The sequence below is a fragment of the Sphingopyxis sp. Root154 genome (assembly GCF_001427105.1).
Taxonomy (GTDB): Bacteria; Pseudomonadota; Alphaproteobacteria; order Sphingomonadales; family Sphingomonadaceae; genus Sphingopyxis.
Map to the genome: position 1 here is coordinate 22,469 of NZ_LMGI01000002.1, position 17,292 is coordinate 39,760.

The 17,292-nt window shown below is 63.5% G+C and carries 15 protein-coding genes; 6 read left to right on the plus strand and 9 right to left on the minus strand.

Features of this window, described 5'->3' with window-relative positions:
• The first annotated feature begins 65 nt into the window (after nt 1-65).
• The 6 genes from ASD73_RS05705 (at nt 66) to ASD73_RS05730 (ending at nt 6,301) form a co-directional block, all read left to right on the plus strand.
• Nucleotides 66-2,300 (plus strand): TonB-dependent receptor, encoded by a 2,235-nt coding sequence (locus ASD73_RS05705; protein WP_056370559.1) that lies wholly within the window; start codon nt 66-68, stop codon nt 2,298-2,300.
• Nucleotides 2,301-2,358: 58 nt separating this feature from the next.
• Nucleotides 2,359-3,216: a tyrosine-protein phosphatase gene (locus ASD73_RS05710; RefSeq protein WP_056370561.1), complete on the plus strand. Its 858-nt coding sequence runs from the start codon at nt 2,359-2,361 to the stop codon at nt 3,214-3,216.
• Between the two features lie 276 nt (nt 3,217-3,492).
• A complete protein-coding gene (locus tag ASD73_RS05715; RefSeq protein ID WP_056373255.1) occupies nt 3,493-4,464 on the plus strand; it encodes a flavin reductase in 972 nt (323 codons plus the stop codon).
• A gap of 32 nt (nt 4,465-4,496) precedes the next feature.
• The gene (locus ASD73_RS05720; protein WP_200934895.1) at nt 4,497-5,219 is read left to right on the plus strand and encodes a VOC family protein; all 723 of its coding nucleotides are present in this window, start codon (nt 4,497-4,499) and stop codon (nt 5,217-5,219) included.
• Nucleotides 5,216-5,767, plus strand: a complete 552-nt coding sequence (locus ASD73_RS05725) for an EthD domain-containing protein (protein ID WP_200961040.1) — start codon at nt 5,216-5,218, stop codon at nt 5,765-5,767. The genes ASD73_RS05720 and ASD73_RS05725 overlap by 4 nt, the downstream gene beginning before the upstream one ends.
• A 27-nt stretch (nt 5,768-5,794) precedes the next feature.
• Nucleotides 5,795-6,301: an SRPBCC domain-containing protein gene (locus tag ASD73_RS05730; protein WP_056370565.1), complete on the plus strand. Its 507-nt coding sequence runs from the start codon at nt 5,795-5,797 to the stop codon at nt 6,299-6,301.
• Nucleotides 6,302-6,394: 93 nt separating this feature from the next.
• On the opposite strand, the gene ASD73_RS05735 is transcribed toward ASD73_RS05730, so the two are convergent.
• From ASD73_RS05735 to ASD73_RS05775, 9 genes are all read right to left on the minus strand, one after another.
• Nucleotides 6,395-8,761 (minus strand): TonB-dependent receptor, encoded by a 2,367-nt coding sequence (locus ASD73_RS05735; RefSeq protein WP_056373256.1) that lies wholly within the window; start codon nt 8,759-8,761, stop codon nt 6,395-6,397.
• Nucleotides 8,762-8,946: 185 nt separating this feature from the next.
• Nucleotides 8,947-9,282 (minus strand): 2Fe-2S iron-sulfur cluster-binding protein, encoded by a 336-nt coding sequence (locus ASD73_RS05740; RefSeq protein ID WP_056370567.1) that lies wholly within the window; start codon nt 9,280-9,282, stop codon nt 8,947-8,949.
• The gene (locus ASD73_RS05745; protein WP_056370569.1) at nt 9,282-10,700 is read right to left on the minus strand and encodes a cytochrome P450; all 1,419 of its coding nucleotides are present in this window, start codon (nt 10,698-10,700) and stop codon (nt 9,282-9,284) included. Before ASD73_RS05745 ends, ASD73_RS05740 begins: the two co-directional genes overlap by 1 nt.
• Before the next feature lie 99 nt (nt 10,701-10,799).
• Nucleotides 10,800-11,603: a helix-turn-helix domain-containing protein gene (locus ASD73_RS05750; RefSeq protein WP_056370571.1), complete on the minus strand. Its 804-nt coding sequence runs from the start codon at nt 11,601-11,603 to the stop codon at nt 10,800-10,802.
• Nucleotides 11,604-11,673: 70 nt separating this feature from the next.
• Entirely contained in the window at nt 11,674-12,306 is a 633-nt protein-coding gene (locus ASD73_RS05755; protein WP_056370573.1) for a Dabb family protein, read from the minus strand.
• Entirely contained in the window at nt 12,299-12,664 is a 366-nt protein-coding gene (locus ASD73_RS05760; protein ID WP_056370575.1) for a hypothetical protein, read from the minus strand. Before ASD73_RS05760 ends, ASD73_RS05755 begins: the two co-directional genes overlap by 8 nt.
• Nucleotides 12,654-13,643: a quinone oxidoreductase family protein gene (locus ASD73_RS05765; RefSeq protein WP_200934897.1), complete on the minus strand. Its 990-nt coding sequence runs from the start codon at nt 13,641-13,643 to the stop codon at nt 12,654-12,656. The genes ASD73_RS05760 and ASD73_RS05765 overlap by 11 nt, the downstream gene beginning before the upstream one ends.
• 63 nt (nt 13,644-13,706) lie before the next feature.
• Complete coding sequence (locus tag ASD73_RS05770) at nt 13,707-15,971, minus strand: TonB-dependent receptor (RefSeq protein WP_056370577.1); 2,265 nt, start codon at nt 15,969-15,971, stop codon at nt 13,707-13,709.
• Between the two features lie 178 nt (nt 15,972-16,149).
• Nucleotides 16,150-17,292 carry an LLM class flavin-dependent oxidoreductase gene (locus tag ASD73_RS05775; RefSeq protein ID WP_056370580.1) on the minus strand — a complete coding sequence of 381 codons (1,143 nt, stop codon included), beginning with the start codon at nt 17,290-17,292 and terminating at the stop codon, nt 16,150-16,152.

Below are 17,292 nucleotides of genomic sequence, written 5' to 3' on the forward strand. Positions count from 1 at the left end.
ACCTACTCACTAGTAGGTGAGTCGACGCGGGAACAAATATCCGCGCAAAACGGGAGGGAGAGCATATGTCGATAGAAGGATTGCGCCTGTCACGTATCGCACTCGCGGCATCGGCCGCGACCTGGCTCGCGGTAACGCCCGCGGCCGCGCAGGAGAGCACGAAGGATCAGACCGTCGGCGTCGCCGACATCGTGGTGACCGCTCAGAAGCGCGAGGAAAATCTTCAGGACACGCCGATCTCGATGGTCGCGCTCAGTTCGGAAACGCTCGAGGAAAAAGGTATCGGATCGCTTTCCGACCTCTTCACCGGGGCGATCCCGTCGATCGGCATCGCGCCGTTCGTGGGCCGTGTCTCCGCCGTCAGCATCGGCATGCGCGGGCTGGTCCCGGTCGACGCCACGCAGGTCAGCCGCGATCCCACGGTCGGCATCTATATCGACAGCGTCTATCTCGGCCGCGTTTCGGGGCTCGGAATGGAACTCGCCGACATCGAACGCATCGAGGTGCTGCGCGGGCCGCAGGGCACGCTCTTCGGCCGCAACACGATCGGCGGCGCGATCAGCGTCGTTTCCAAAAAGCCGACCGGCGAGGCCAGCCTCGACGTCAAGGCGGGCATCGGCAATTATCGCGGCCGTTCCTTTGCGGCGCACGTCAACCTGCCCGAGGCGGCGGGTATCAGCGTCAAGGTAGACGGCGTTTTCGAGGGTCGTGGCGGACTGGTGCAAAATCCGCTGCGCAGCGCGCTCGATTATGGCGAGGTCAAGCGATATGGCTTCAAAATCTCGGCGCTCTGGCGGCCGATCGACAATGTGTCGCTGCTCTATGCCTATGATCTCTCACGCGACAAATCGACGGGCTATTATCACTATATCACCGCATCGAGCCAATCGCCCGCGGTCACGCCATCCTTCATCACGCTCGATACCGGCCGCGTGAAAACCGGGCGCTTCGGTTTTCCCGTCTTGCGCAACCCGCAGGAGGCCAAGGGGCACAGCCTGACCGCCGAATGGGATGTCGGCGACGCGCTGACGATCCGCTCGATCTCGGCCTGGCGCAATCTCGATTCGACCCAGCTCGACACCGACGAAGGATCGAACACGACATGGGGCCCGAACCGCCGCTTCGCCCGCCTGAGCTATGCCAATGTGAAGCAGAACCAGTTCAGTCAGGAGGTCCAGCTCGTCGGCAATGTCGGCGAGCTGAAATTCGTCGTCGGCGCCTATTATTTCGAGGAAGAGGGCCAGGACGAGGCAATCGTCTATTCACTGGGAACGCTCAATTCGACACTGACCGGGGTCAATTTCTTCCCCGCACCATCGCCAGATGGCGGCGCCGCGCGGCTTCCCGATCGCGCCGCATTGGTCGATGTCAAATCCAAGGCGCTGTTCGGTCAGGCCACCTGGTCGCCCGAGGCGCTGCGCGGGCTGCATATCACCGCCGGCGCGCGCTACACCGACGATCACAAGGACGGCCGCCTGCTGTTCATCGCGGGGGTGAACCCCAATCTGTCGTTCGTGTTCGATTCAAGCCGCGTCGATCCGATGGCGACGATCGCCTATGACTTCAGCGAGGACATCAATGCCTATGTGAAGTGGAGCCGCGCCTATCGCGCCGGCGGCGCCAACACGCGATCGTCGATATTGCGCACTTTTGGCGAAGAAGAGCTGACGGCGTGGGAAGCCGGGGTGAAGGCGGACCTGCTCGATCGCAAGCTGCGCATCAATGTCGCCGCCTATATGAGCCGCCTGTCGGACCAGCAGGTCGATTTCCTGAACCCTGCCTTCATTTCGAACACCGAGACGGTCAATGCGCCCGAAAAGCGCAAGATCAAGGGGATCGAAGCCGACATCACACTCGTCCCCGTGCGCGGCCTCTCGCTGTCGGCGAACTATGTCTACACCGACGCCCCGCCGACGCCGGTGCGAAACATATTCACCGGCATCATCGAACAGACGTCTTCGGCCTTTACGCCGAAACATGCGGCAAGCTTCTCCGCCGACTATGTCTTTCCGGCCTTTTCCTTTGGCCAGCTGCGCGCCTACGTCGGCCTCGATACCGCCGGGAATTATATTCCCAACGGCACCGTCGACGTCAAAGCGGACAAGGCGCTGCTGCTCAACGGCAGGCTGACGCTCGCCGACATCGATCTCGGCGTCGGCGAGCTGGAAGTCGCGCTTTGGGGCAAGAATTTGACCAACGCGACCTACAATCTCTTTGATTTCCGGATCCCCGGCAGGACCACCGCAACGCTCTACAACGAACCGCGAACCTATGGCCTCGAAGCCCGGGTAAAATTCTGAAGACGAAGCCAGCCCGGCGGGGCTTTCTCCTCGCCGGGCAATTGCGGGAGAAAAGGACATGAAAAAGGCGTTATTCGCGCTGCTGCTGCTCACGCCGACGATGGCGATCGCTCAGCATGCGCCCACAGCGGCGCACGCCGATCCCGCAACGACCAAGACGCGCGAGATCCCGCTCGCCGGCGGCGACAATTTTCGCGACGTCGGCGGCTACCGGACGAAGGACGGCCATTCGGTAGCCTGGGGCAAACTGTATCGCTCGGCATCGGTCGGCCGCTACATCGCCGCCGATCAGGCATTAGTCCGCAAACTGGGCGTCGGGTCGATCATTGACCTGCGCTCGACGCGCGAGCGTCAGGCCGACAAGATGCCGTGGATGCAGGACTCAGGCCTCGGCTACTGGGCGCGGGACTATGACCTGTCGGGCGGCAATCTGGGCGCGCTGTTCGCGAAGGGTACGACGCTCGACGCCGGAACGATGCGCGGCGTGATGATTCAGGGCTATCGAGGCTTTCCCAAGGAACAGGCGGCGTCCTATCGCATGCTGTTCGACAGGCTTTTGACCTCCGACAAGGCGGTCATCGTCAACTGCACCGCTGGCAAGGATCGCACCGGCCTCGGCGTCGCGCTCGTCCTGAGCGCGCTCGGCGTTCCCTATGACACGATCATGGAAGACTATCTGCTGAGCAACCGAATGCTCGACATGGACGCCTTGCGCGCCGATGCCGGGATGAACGCCGCGATGTCGGCGTTGCCGGCCGATGTTGCGAAACCCCTGCTTGGGGTCGAACGCGCCTATCTCGACGCCGCCTTCGACCAGATCCGCAAGGACTATGGCGACATCGACACCTATCTGGCGCGCGAACTCGGCGTGGATTCAAAGGCAGTACAGCGGTTGCGCAAGCAGATGCTGCGCTAGAATGAGGCGCGGGGCCGCAATATCGAGCTGCAGATGATGATCGACCCGATCCTCAGCAAGACCGGGTCAGCCGGCAGGCCGATCTCGTTCGCCTGATCCTACGCAGCGTCGCAGTTCTCGGCTGACGCGCCCCCAAAAGGGGGTGGCGGCGCGCGGGCCAAAGCAGCAATCCGGACGCCATATCTAATCCAATTGAGCGATGCGCGGCCGGGACCGGGCGATAGGGTTGATATGTACCCGCCCATCAGACGCGGCCGGATGAGGAGCAAAAAGGTTATGGCCGCCAATCCCGACGCCATCGCATATCGGAGCGCACTCGGCGCGTTCGCGACCGGGGTCACGATCGTCACGACGCGAACCGGCGCGGGGGAAGATTGCGGGCTGACGGCCAACAGTTTCAACTCGGTCTCGCTCGATCCGCCGATGGTGCTGTGGAGCCTCGCACGCACATCGAAGAGCATGGACGCGTTTCAGGGGGCCTCGCATTTCGCTGTGCATATCCTCGCAGCCGATCAGGAAGCGCTCTCCAACGGCTTCGCCAAACGCGGCGCGGACAAGTTCGCCGGCGCCGAGATCGAGCGCGGCGAAGGCGATGTGCCGCTGCTCACCGGCTGCTCGGCGCGCTTCCAGTGCCGCACCGCCTATCAATATGAGGGCGGCGACCACATTATCTTCGTCGGCGAGGTCATTGCCTTCGACCATGAGGACCGCGCCCCACTGATCTTTCATGGCGGCCGCTATGCGCTGGCCGCGCGCAAGGCCGCGATGCTCACCGCCTGCGATACCGGCACGCAGCCCGCAGGCAGCTTTGGCGAAGATTTTCTCGGCTATCTGCTGGGCCGCGCGCATTTCCAGCTCTATGGGCGAATGCAGAAAAGCCTGAGCGAACACGGCCTCGACGCCACCGATCACTTCATCCTGAGCGTGCTCGGCATCAACGACGGGCGCACGGCGGCCGGGATCGAGGACGTGATCGGCTATACCGGCGCGCGCATCACGCCCGATCGCATCGCATCGCTCGCGGCGCGCGGCATTGTCCGGATCGATCCGACTGACCGGATATGGCTGACCGGGGCCGGCCGGCGCACCCTCGTCGAACTCGCGGCCGCCGCCAAGGCGGCCGAAGAGGATGCGCTGGGCGCTTTCGACGAGAATGAAACCGCTCTGCTCAAGCATCTGCTCAAGCACGTTATCCGCAGCACCGATCCCGGGCTGCCCGATCCGTGGGCGGCGCAGGAGACGCCGTAAGCCAAAATCACAGAATGAAGGAGCGCCCGAGGATGGACAGGACGAAAACAATCGCAGGTCATGGCCCGATCCGCCAGATCGCCTGGCTGACCGAGGATCTGGATCGTGCGATCGACCAATGGCGCCTCCACGCGGGCGTCGGCCCCTGGACGGTTTATCGCAACGTCACCCTCGATGGCCTGTATCGCGGCGTGCCCGCCACGGTCCGGATCGATGTCGGGCTTGCGTATCAGGGCGAGACCCAGATCGAACTGATCGCACCGCACGGCACCGGTCCCTCGCCCTATCATGATGCAAACGGCCGCGTGCGCGTGGGCATGCACCATATCGCCTGGCTCGTCGACGATGTCGCGGCCGCCGCGAAGGATGCCGCCGCCGCGGGCCTTATTCCCGTCTTCAGCGCCGAGAGTGGGGGCGGTGCGACGCGCGTCGCCTATCTCGAGGCGCCCGACGAGCCCGCGATCCTGCTCGAACTGATCGAGGCGACGCCGATGATCCGCGAAGGCTTTGAGGCAGGAACGGCCGCCGCCCGCGACTGGGACGGCAGCACCCCCTTACCGTTTTCGACTTCGCAACCTGAGGGAGCATCATGGAAAAGATCATTTACGCTCTGTGGAAAGACAGCGCGGAGGAAGACGCGCGCTTCACCGCGCGGCTGCTCGGCGACATCGCGCCGCGGCTTGGCGGACTGGCGCACGCGGTGCGCGTCAATGTCCAGGACGACAGCGTCAGGGCCGGCACCTCGCCGCGCATGACCTCGACCCGCCCGCAGATGGATGCCGTGGTGCAACTCTGGCTCCAGAGCGCAAACGAGCCCGAGCGCGCCGCCGTCGATGCGATCATCGCGGACGCCGCGCCGCGCCATGCCGCCTGGCTGGCGAGCGAATCCACCGTCATCGCCAACACGTTGCATCAGCCGGCGCCGGGCGCGCGCACCGAAGGCTTTTCCCAGATCGTGTTTCTGGGCCTGCCACCGCGGCTGAGCTGGGACGCTTGGCGTGACGCCTGGCAGCGCCAGCATTCGGCGGTCGCGGTCGATACGCAAAGCAACTTCGAATATGTCCAGAATCTAATCGTCCGGCCGCTGAGCTATGACGCGCCCGCCTATGTCGCGATGGTGGAGGAATGCTTCCCCGCCGCCGCGCTGGCCGATGAGGCAGTGTATTTCGACGCGGCGGGCGACGCCGCGCGGCTGGCGGAGAACCAGCGGCTGATGATGGAAAGCTGCGCGCGCTTCATCGACTTCGACCGGATCGACTGCATCCCGACCAGCCAGTTCGATATTCGGCCGTTCGCCCGCTGAAATTCCGAAAAACCGAAAGGATGTATCATGCGCAACCTCGATAAATCGCTGACGCGGCTCGATCCCGACGCCGTCGTCCGCTCAGAGCGCGTCGAAATCGACGCCCCCGCTGCGTTGGTGTGGGAGGTATTGGTCGATCTTCCCCGTTATGGCGAATGGAACCCCTTCTGCATTGCCGCAGAATCGACGCTCGTCATGGGCGCGCCGGTCACCATGACGCTCAAAAGCTATACCGAGCCCGACACGGTCTTTCCCAATTGCGAATATATCTGCGCGTTCGAGCCCGAGCGGCTGTTGTCATGGGAACTGCCCCATGCCGAAGCCTGGCCCTATCCGGCGCGGCGCGATCAGGTCATCGAGCCGCTGGGCGACAGGGCCTGCGCCTATCATTCGACCGACGCCTTTCTGGGGCCCAATGGCATTCATGTGATGCGTTTTGCCGGGCCCTGGGTGAAACGCGCTTTCGACGACACCGCCCATGCGCTCAAGGCCCGCGCCGAAGCGATGTATCGCGACCGCAAAACCGCGGATTAACATCCGGCCGGGCCGCTTCCGAACTGAAAACAGCGAAGCCGGGGATCGCTCATTTGCGGCCCCCGGCTTCACGCGATCATGCCATGCGGCTCTCTAGAATTTGAAGCCCAGCTCGACGCCAAAGCTGCGCGGATCGCCGTACATGACGCCGGCGAAGCCGAGCGAACCGAAGTCGATCCCCGAGAGCGCATAATCTTCTTTGGTCAGATTCTTGCCCCAAAGCGAAATCGAGGCCCGGGCACCGCCAACCGCGATGTCGGAGATCGAGAGCCGCGCGCTCAGCAGCCCCACCCCGCCATCGGAGATTTCCTCGTTGAACGGATTGACCGGGTGCCAATAGACCTTGCTGCGATAACTCCAGTCGGTGCGCGCGATGAATTTCCCGAAATTGCCGAGTTCGGTTTCATACTGTGCGCCAATATTGGCAGTCGTCGCGGCCGAATATTGGAACTTGGCGACATCCGAAATGTCGGTGGCGACACCGGTCATCGGGTCGACGAAAGTGAACCTTTTATATTTGCGATCGGTATAGCCGAACGACGCATCGACCGTGAGCCCGTCTGTAATCCGGGCCTGAAGCTCGGCCTCGATGCCCGTGTAGGTGGCCTTCGCGGCATTCACCGTCGTGCTCGCCGCGCCGCCGGTGCCGGCGAGGAATTGCTGGACCTGAAGGTCGTCGTAGATCGCGTGGAAAGCGGCGACGTTGAAGCGGACGCGGCGATCGAACAGCTCGCTCTTGAACCCGATTTCATAGGACACGAGATCCTCGGGGTTGAAGCCATTATTGTCCGCCGCGCGCGCGTTGAAACCGCCCGCCTTGTAACCCGTGCTCACACGGGCATAGGTCATGATGTCATCGCTCCAGTCGTAGGAGATGTTGGCAAGCCAGTTCAGACGATTGAACTTGCGCGTCAGGTCGCGCGGCGCGGTCGGCGCGGGCGCCGACTGGATCAGATGCTTCTTGTCCTCGGTATAGCGAATCCCGCCGGTGATGCTCAGTCGGCTGTCGAGCGCCGCCGGTTTCCAGGTAAGCTGGCTGAATGCCGCGACCGACCGCGAGATGTGGCGATAAGACAGCAAGGTATCGAGGTTGACGCCAAAGCTGCTCAGGTTGACTCCCGGCGCGATCGGGATCGGTACCGGCGAAGGAAGGACCAGCGTGAAGCCCTGCGGATTCACCTCGGTCGCGCGCTCGCGGAAATAATAGGCGCCGAGGACATAGTCGAACTCGTCGCCGATCGAGCCGATCAGGTTGAATTCTTGGCTGAACTGCTTTTGATGCCGCTCATTGCTGGTGTGGAACAGGTCGATCGGGCCGATGCCCTGCGGAATGAAGGCATTGGGCGGCACCAGGATCGCGGGGCTGACGAGGAAACCGACGAGGCCCCCGTTGCCGTCGAGATCGGAGCTTTCGCTCACATTGTCCCACTTGCGATAGCCGGTGATCGAGCGCAGCGTCGCATCGCCGATCTCGAGGTTGAGCGTCAGCGAATGGCCCTGCACCTTGTCATGCGCATTGCCGTCGCGATCGAGCCGGATCTGCGACAGCCGGTCCTGCGAAACCTGCGGAGCGGTCCCGCCGAACGCGGGCGAGAAGCTCAGATACTGGAGGATGTCGGGGCGGATCGCGCGCAACTGGAAGGCATTGGCGCGGCCGTTGCGGTCGCTCGAGTCAAAGACATAGTCGGCGGTGAAGCCGGTGCCCTTGTCAAAGCGCACGGCGGCGCGGACGGCGTCGGTGTTGCGCGCGCCCGGATCGCGCTTGTCGGATGGTTCGAGCAGATTGTCGACCGTTCCGTTGCGCTGGCTGTGGTAATAGCCGAGCTTCAGCGCCAGACCGGTGTCGCCGAGTTCGCCGGTGTCGATCAGCGCCTTCACCATATATTCGTCGAAGCTGCCGTAGCCGACCTGCAGGCGACCGCCGAAATCCTTCGACGGCTTGGCCGAGATCAGGTTGACCGCGCCGCCCGTCGTGTTGCGGCCATAGAGCGTCCCCTGCGGCCCGCGAAGGATCTCGACGCGCTCAAGATCCATCATGTCGAACAGCGCGCCCGCCGAACGGCCGACGATGACGCCGTCAACATAAAGCCCCACCGCCGGATCTGCGGTCAGGATCGGGTCGTTGTCGACGATACCGCGGATCGAAATCGACGGGTTGGCCGTCGCCGACGGGGTTTCGGTGATGATGAGGTTGGGCGCCGCGCTGCCGAGCGCGGCGACGCTGGTGATGCCGCGCTGCTCGATTGCTTCGGCATTGATCGCGCTGATCGCGAGCGGCGTGTCCTGCAGGCTTTCCGCACGCTTCTGCGCCGTGACGATGATTTCGCCCAGCCCTTCGGACGCGGCACCCTCCGCCTGCGGCGCCTGTTCGGCCTGCTGCGCTTGCGCGGCGCTGGCCATCCACGGCGCGATCAGCGCGATGGCGGCCATCTGCGTGCGGCGATGTGTGCGTGCCTTCATCAGTCCCATCCCTTTCGCTTGTCGTTTGTGGCGTATTATGCACCACTTTTTATCAATTTTCACATGATGCGTAATATATGCAATACATACCTACGCAAGCAGGTAATTCAACACCCCCTTTTGGGGGTGCGCACCCGGACAAAAAAAAGGGCGGCAAAGCCGCCCAGTTACCGCCCCTAACGCATTTAAATTCCGGGTTGTTCTTTGGGGATATGAACCCTCAGCCCGTCCAGTTCCTCGGTGATATGGATCTGGCAGCTCAGCCGGCTGCCCGGCGTGACATCGATAAAGTCGGCGAGCGCTTCGAGCATTTCGGCCTCATCCTCGCCCGGCGGGCCGACTCGCTCTACCCACGCATCGTCGACATAGACATGGCAGGTCCCGCACTGGCGGACGCCCCCGCACAGCGCATCGATCCCGTCGACGAGGTTGCCGATCGCGAGGTGCATGACTGCCATGCCCTCGAAGTTGGTGCAGGTCTTTTCGCTCCCGTCGGGCTGAACATAGGTAACGCGGGCCATCAGTTCGCACCCTTCGCGTGCATCGGGCAGCCCGCAGCGCCGGCAAGCGCGTCGACATCGGCGGGCGAACGGGCGGCGATGGTACGCCGTTTGTAGCGCACCCGGCACGGCTGTTCGGGCCAATAGGTGCCCGCACCCGCGATCGGGCGCGGCGTGTCGATCAATTCCATGTCGTAGCGCTGGAGCAGGATGGCAATCAGCGCCTTCATCTCCATGCGCGCAAAGTTGACTCCGGCACAGCGGTGCATGCCGCCGCCAAAGCCGATCAGGCTGTTCGATTCGACCTTGGTGTCCGCCTTTTCGGTGTTGAAACGTTCGGGATCATAGTCGTCGGGCCGGTCGAAAATTTCGCTCATCCGGTGACTGACCGACGGCGCGAGCAGGATCCAGTCGCCTTCGCGGACGCGATAGCCGTCGCGCTCGAAGTCGGCCGCGGCCTTGCGGATCATCGTGAAGGCCACCGGATGCAGCCGCTCGGTCTCGCGCAGCGCGAGATCCATCTTCTGCATCGCGATCGCCTGTTCCCAGCTGAGGTCGGCCCCCGATGCCGAGCCCAATATCGCCCCGATTTCGTCGCGCAACACGTCCTGATATTCGCGGTTCTGGAGGATATCGATCATCGCCCAGCTGACCTGCCCCGCGGTCGTTTCGTGCCCCGCCCAGACGAGGAGCAAGATCATGTGGATGATCAACTCGTCGGGGATCGGACGGCCGTCGGGATAGGTCGACGCCACCATGTCCTGAAAGAAATCCGCCGGCTCGACCGGATGCGCGCGCCGCTGCCTGATCCAGTCGCCGAGGATGCGGTGAAGCTTTTTCTTGGCCGCCTGGCTGCGGCGCATCTTCTTGGTCGGAAGCCAGAGCGGCAGGACGAATTCCATCCCGCCGGAAAAGTCGCGGAACAGCTCGAAGAATTCGTGTCCGAGCTTCTGTTTGAAATCGCGCCCCATGAAGCTGTGCGCAGCGATGTCCATGACCACCGGCCCGAGGGTCGAGATCAGATCGAACTCCCCACTGTCGCCGAGCCGGTGACAAAGCGCCATCGTCTCTTCGGCCATCACCGGCACATATTGCTTCATCGCCGAAGCCTTGAAGCGCGGCATGATGACCGCGCGCTGGTTCAGATACTCCTCCATCTCGGCGAAGGAGTAGAAGTTGGGCGAGAACATCTTGTGGAAGAAGGGCATCGATTCGCGGATCGACAGCAGCTTGTCGGTTTCCTGAAAGACGAAGCGATTATTGTCGGGTCCGAGCATCACGACCATGTTCCGTCCGCCCATGCGGAACGAATAGATCGGCCCATGCTCCTGATAGCCCCGGCGCAGCAATCCGACCGGATCCTTGAAGAAATCCGTCAGGTGACCGAGGAACGGAACGCCGCCGCGCATCGCGGGCGGCTGCATGACGATTGCCGACATCGAATTTCTCCCTCTCGCGCCGGCATCGTGGCCGGCTTGCGATCGGGTATCGCGCCATCGCGCGGGGCCGCCGAGAGGATCGCATGGTAGTAGCGAATTTTAATCCTTAAAGGATCGTTGTTCGCAACTTTCGGTGCCAAACGCACCCGCCGCGACATCGCGCGCGACCATCGGCAGCGGGATCGGGGTCGAAGCGATCAGCAGGCCGACGTTCGTCTTGACCGCGGGTGGCAGCAATGCGTCGCGCGCGATCAGGTCGCGCACTTCGCGAAAGAGGCTGGCGAGCCGGCGTTCGAGCAGGATGCGCGAGGCGTCGGACAGTTCGCCGATCTCGAACTCCCAGATCGAGCCCCTGGCCGAAAAGTCATATTGGAGGAATTCCTCCTTGACCCGCCGGTCGAAGAAACGCCGCATCGGGCCGCCCCGGCGCCAGCTGATACTGCGCGCGGTCATCAGGCGGATGACGTTGCCGGGAAGCAGCTGGATCAACCCGATGCGCTCGAGCTTGAGCAGCGCCGGGACCAGCACCGTCTGGTCGATCCCATAATCCCTCTCGATCCGCTCGACGGTCCAGCCGCCGAGCGCGAGATGAAAGCAGAAGAGCGCCAGCGGATCATCGACCAGCGCCTGTTCCTGAACGTCGGTGAGTGTGTCGGGCATCGCGGGCCGCGCCGCGTCAGCGAGCCGCGCAAGTTCCAGAAAACTGATCCCGGCGAGCTCGCAGATCTCGTCGATCCGCGCGAGCGTAAAACTATGCTGCGCGAAGGTCCGGCGCACGCTGGCATGGCTGATGCCCAGCGCCACCGCGACATCCGCATAGGTCAGCCCGCGTTCTTTGAGCACGCGCTTCAGCGCCTCGACCAGATAGATGCTCTGCGTGTGTAATCGCTCAGCTGCCGTCATTCAGGCCACCTTTCATCGCCGTCACCATGCCCGCGGATCGGTGCCGGCGCCACGCGATTCAAGAGCGCGATTATAGGACGGATGCTTCCATCGTGCAGAAACTGTGACAGAGCCGCGCATCGACGATGCGGTCGGGGCATTCGGGATCGAACCAGCGGTCGATGCGCGCCCAATGATAGGGGTGCATCATATAGGGGCCCATCAACCCGCCAGCGTCGGCATATTCCTGTTCCCAGACATGCGTCCATCGACGCGCGCCAATCGCATCATCGGCTCGGCTGAGCTGCCAATTACGAATCGCGGTGATATAGTGCGGCATCATCCGCGTTTCAGCCTCGAAGTGCGCGACAAGCGCCGGATCGGTGCCTTCGTCGACGCTGAGCAGCAGCACACGGTAGACGCCGTTCGCAAGTCCGGGATCGGACCGCCCGCCCGACCCGCTCTGATAGGAAACCCCATCGACCGACGCGACCGCCGGGGTGGCAAGCAGCGGCGCGAGCGCCGCGCCGAAATCCGAGCACTGCACCTCGGCGTCGAAGGAAAAATGTGCGAGGAGGTCGCCGCCGAAATGGCTGCCCGCATGCGTCGGGGCGACAAGCTGGCGATATGCGGAGTGCGCGGCTGCCAGCACGCGTATCTCATCGGCCAACGCCGATACACTCGCGGAGTCGGTAAGAGTGACGAGCCGGGTCAGCTTATACATCGCAAAGCCTTTCGACATCGGCGGGGTCGGATGCGAAGTAGCGGCGACGGCTGACCGCGCGCGCATCGGCATCGGCCCACCAGGCGGCGACATCGGGGTCGTTGCCGCCGACAAAGCGCATCTGCCACCAGGCTCCGGCACCAGCGAGCGACCAGCGGAAAACGAGCGTGTTCGACTGGTCGTCGAGCCACATCGGCGGGCTGACGAGAATTTGTTCGAGCACCATGCCGCGCGCCCGCGCGCCGGGCGCGTAGCGCGCCAGATAGTCGTCGAGCAGCGCCTTGCCCTCGCCGGGCTTCGCGACGATCTCGTCGATCGCATGGACCGTCGGCGCAACCGCCGTGTCGTCAGTCGTCATGGGATGCCACCTCCAGGATGATCTTGCCGCGGACATGCTGGCCTTCGATGCGGCGGTGCGCCTCGGCCGCTTCGCCGAGCGGCAGGATCTCGATCGCGGGCGGCTTCACTTTGCCCCCTACACATAGTGCAGCCAGTTCCTTCAGATGCTGCGGCAAGCGCATGACGGCGTTCATATTGGACAGGATGCTCACCCCGCTCGCGGCGGCGCGCGCGACATCATCGGCGCTCGCTTGCGATACCAGAGTTGCGATCTCGACATAGCGGCCGCCCGGCGCCACAATATCGACAGCGGCCGGGAGCAGGCTGTCGAGCCCGACCGCATCGAGCACAAGATCGACCCCGCCCGGCGCCCATTGGCGCACTGCCTGAGCAACATTGCCGCCGCGATAGTCGATCGCATGGTCGGCCCCGAAACCCCGGACATAGGACATATTGTCCGGGCCGCAGGTCGCGGCGACACGCGCACCCAGCGAGCGCGCAATCTGGATTCCGATGCTGCCGACGCCGCCTGCACCGCCGTTGATGAGCACGGTCTGCCCCGACTTCAGCTCGCCGACATCAACGAGACCGCCATAGGCCGTCGTCCCCGCGACCGGCAGCGCGGCGGCCTGCGCAAAACTCCATCCCTGCGGCAAGGGGGCGAGGAAAGCCGCGTCGGCGATGCAATATTCGGCATAGGAGCCATCGCGCCCCTGCCCCTGTTTCGACATGCCGAAGACGCGGTCGCCGGGAGCAAATGTGTCGACGCCTTCGCCGACCGCCTCGACAATGCCGGCAAAGTCGAAACCGAGCACGAACGGAAAGTGATAGTCGATATAGGCCGACAACTTGCCGACGCGCGTTTTCCAGTCGGCGGGATTAACGCCTGCGCACAGAACCCGGACCAGCACCTCGCCCGCCGCGGGTTCGGGCATGGCTATGTTGCCCCAGACGAGCTGCTCGGGACCGCCGAACCCGTTGATCACCATCGCGCGCATGCCATTCTCCTTGTCGACCGATGGCAAAAGAGGCGGCCGCGCCGTGCGGCCGCCCTGCCCCCGTCAGCGCCGGAAGCTGAGCGTCGCCCAGTACCGGCGCGGTTCATTAAAATAGCCCTCGACAAAGCCGAAGCTGGTCGAGGCGTCATAGCCGGCGGTCAGCACGCGCTTGTCGGTCAGATTGTCGACGGCGAGGCGAAGCGACAGCCCCCTGGCAGGCAGCGTGAATTCGGCGCTGGCGTTCAGGATCGCATGATCGGGCGCGCGCATCAGCGGCGAATTTTCGACATCGATCCAGGTGAGGCTGCGGTAGGCGGCGTCGAGGCGGAAGCTCGCATCGACGCTGTCCGACAGCGCGGTCGAATAGACGATGCTGCCGCTCGCGGTGAGGTCGGGCGCCTGCTTGGGATTGCGGAAGCTGACATCGGTCGGAACGCCGCCGATCACCGAGGTGTAGCGCAGATATTTCGCATCGAGATAGCCGAAGGCGCCGCTGAGCCGCAGTTCGCGCGAGACGCGGACGTCGGCTTCGAGTTCGATGCCCTGGATCCGCGACTTGCCGGCATTGTCGGTGCGCACCACGATCAGCCCGGTGTTCGGGCTGACCGTCGAGATGAGCAGTTGCTGATCCTTGTAATCGTTGCGGAAGGCCGAGAGGTTCAGCGTGACAAGCCCGCCGAGCGTGGTCTTCAGCCCCGCCTCATACGCTGCCAGATATTCGGGATCATAGGACCCGATTTCCTCGACCGAGGTCGGTCGCCCGTTGAAGCCGCCGCTGCGGAAGCCGCGCGACCACGACACATAGCCGAGAATATCGGGAGTGAATTTATAGGAGAGCGACGCGCGCGGCGTGAAAGCCTTCCAGTCCTCGCTCAACCGGTACGAGGGCATGCCCGCGAGCAGCGGCTGCTGGCTGTAGACCCGCATCGCGGACTGGTTCCAGACCTTCTTTTCCCACGTGTAGCGCGCGCCGAGTTCGAGCGTCAGCGCATCGGTGACATCGAAGGTCGCGTTGCCGAACAGCGCATAATTGGTCGTCTTTTGCCGGTTGGCGAAGTCGATGTTGAAATCGAGTGCGGTGGCGAGCGCGGGATCGAAACCCGCCGCGATCAGGCGCGGATAAAGCCCGTCGGCGACATAGAGTATGGTATCGTCGCGCGATTTCTCGCGGAAATAATAGGCACCGAGCAACAGCGAGCCGCGGTCGAACAGGCTGGTCGCATATTGCAGCTCCTGAGAGATCTGGCGTGCGCTCTCGTCGTGGATGTCGCCCGCATAATTGACGTCGGCCGAGGCATCGCCATCGCGCCCGAAGACCGCATGAACCCAGCGCCAGGCGCTGATCGACTTCAAGGTGCCGCCGCCGAGATCGGCCGAGAGCGTCAGCGTCGCATTGGCGGAATCGGTATCGTCGCGGTTGAGGAAGTCGGTGGTGTCGGTGCGGTCGATGCGGCCGGGCGCGGTGCAGCACGGCGCGATGAAGGCCGATTGTAGCCCCGAGAAGAAGGTCGGAGTAGAAGACAGCATGCTGTGCGGCGTGCTGTTCTGGCGGCGGCGCAGCCCGTCGACGGTCAGAACCGCATCGATCGGCGACGCGTCATAATGGAGAGTCAGCCGGCCCGCCTGGACGTTGCGATTGCCCAGATTCTTGCCTGAGGGGACTTTCTGCCATCCCTCGCCCCATTCGCCGAGCGCGGCGACGCCGATCGCGAGATTGTCCGAAAGCCCCGCCTCGACATTGGCGCGCAGCCGGAGATCGTTGAACGAGCCGTAGCGGATGTCGCCTTCGAGCCGGTCATCCGTCGGCACGCGCGAGACGACGCTGATCGCACCGCCGATCGTGTTCTTGCCAAAGAGCGACCCCTGCGGCCCGCGCAGCACCTCGATCCGGTCGATGCCCAGAAGCTCGGTCGTCGCGCCAAAGCTGCGCGCGACATAGACGCCGTCGATATAGAGCGCGACCGCGGGATCGGAGGTGATGATGAAGTCATTCTCGCCGACGCCGCGAATGAACGCCGAAACGCCGCCGCTGTTGCCGCCCTGCCCTGGGGTGAACTGGAGATTGGGCGCGACCTGACCGACGTCGGTGACGCCGTCGAAGCCGCGCGAGTCGAGTTGCGCGCCGCCGATCGCGGTGATCGCGATGGGCACGTCCTGCAGCTTTTCCTCGCGCCGGCGCGCGGTGACGACAATCTCGGTGGATTCGGCTTCGCTCGCCGCGTCCTCGGTCGCAGCGGCGGGCGCCTGCTCCTGCGCGAAAAGCGGCTGCGCCGCGGCAAGTGCCGCCAGTGCGACCGAAGCGCGGGTGAAATGCCTGTAATTTTTCATGTCTGCCCCTCTGCGACCCGGATCATCTCCGAGATGATGTTTCTATTATGCATCGCGAATGACATGCATTATAACGCATTTCAACATCAAATGGAAATTTGATTCAGCCTATGCGTTGTGTGCGAGGGTTTCCGGTGGACTTCTCGGCCTTCAGCGAGACGGCGACACCCGGACGCCGCTACTTTGCGGCGACCGCAACCTGCGCCCTGAAATGCGGGATCACGTGGGTTCCGATGTTGCGGATGGTTTCGAGGATCACGTCGTGCGGCACCGCACCCATCTGGAAAAGGAAGAGGATCTCGTCCGCCCCGGCGTCGAACAGGCGCTGGACGTAGCGGATGCAATCGTCGGCGGTGCCATAGGCGTCCTGCACTTCCTCATAAGCGCCGGTATGTTCGGACCCGATGGTGATTTTTTCCTCAGACAGATAGGCGACAACCGCCGCCTTTTCCTGCTGAAGGATCGCCGCCTGTTCATCGCCCGACAGATCCTCAACCGTCGGCTTGGGGCCGCCCTGATACCAGTAACCGAGCGATTCGACGAAAAAGCGCTGACCGCGAAGGCCGATGCGCCGAGCCTTTTCGCGGTCATCGAGCACCAGCGCCGGACAGAGCGCAGCAAGATGTTCGGTCGGGCGGAAGCCGACCTGATCCCCGGCCTTGCGGTTCGCCCAGGCGGCGCGATAGATCGCATTCTTGCTCGCGATGTCGTCGGGTCCGGCAAAACCAAGCACGAGCGCGCCAATCCCACGCGCGCCCGCGGTCGTCAGCGCGTCGGCGCGGGTGCACGCCATATAGAGCGGCGGGTGCGGGTCCTGATACGGCTTGGGATGGATCGGGCGGCGCGGAATCTGGATATATTCGCCGTCATGTTCGATCTCGTCCTGCACCATGATTTTCGGGATCAGGTACATCGATTCATCGATCATCGGCTGAAGCGCACCCAGATCATAGCCGAAGGTTCCCGCTTCCTGCTGCGTGCCGCCCTTGCCCATGCCGAAATGGACACGGCCCTTGGAAAGAATATCGAGCGTCGCGATCCGTTCGGCGACCTTGACCGGGTGGTTCATTGCAGGCGGCAGGCAGACGACGCCATGGCCGATGCCGAGCCGCGTGGTCTTGCCGGCAAGAAAGGCGAGGAAGGTCTCCGGCGCCGACATGTGCGCATATTGGGTGAGCGCGGTATGCTCCACCGCCCAGACGGTATCGAACCCCATTTCCTCGGCGAGCAGCGATTGTTCGATAATCTCGTGAAAGCAGCGCGCTTCGTTCGCGCGCGAGGTGTCGACCATCTGCGCTTCGTAAATAATCGAAAATTTCAT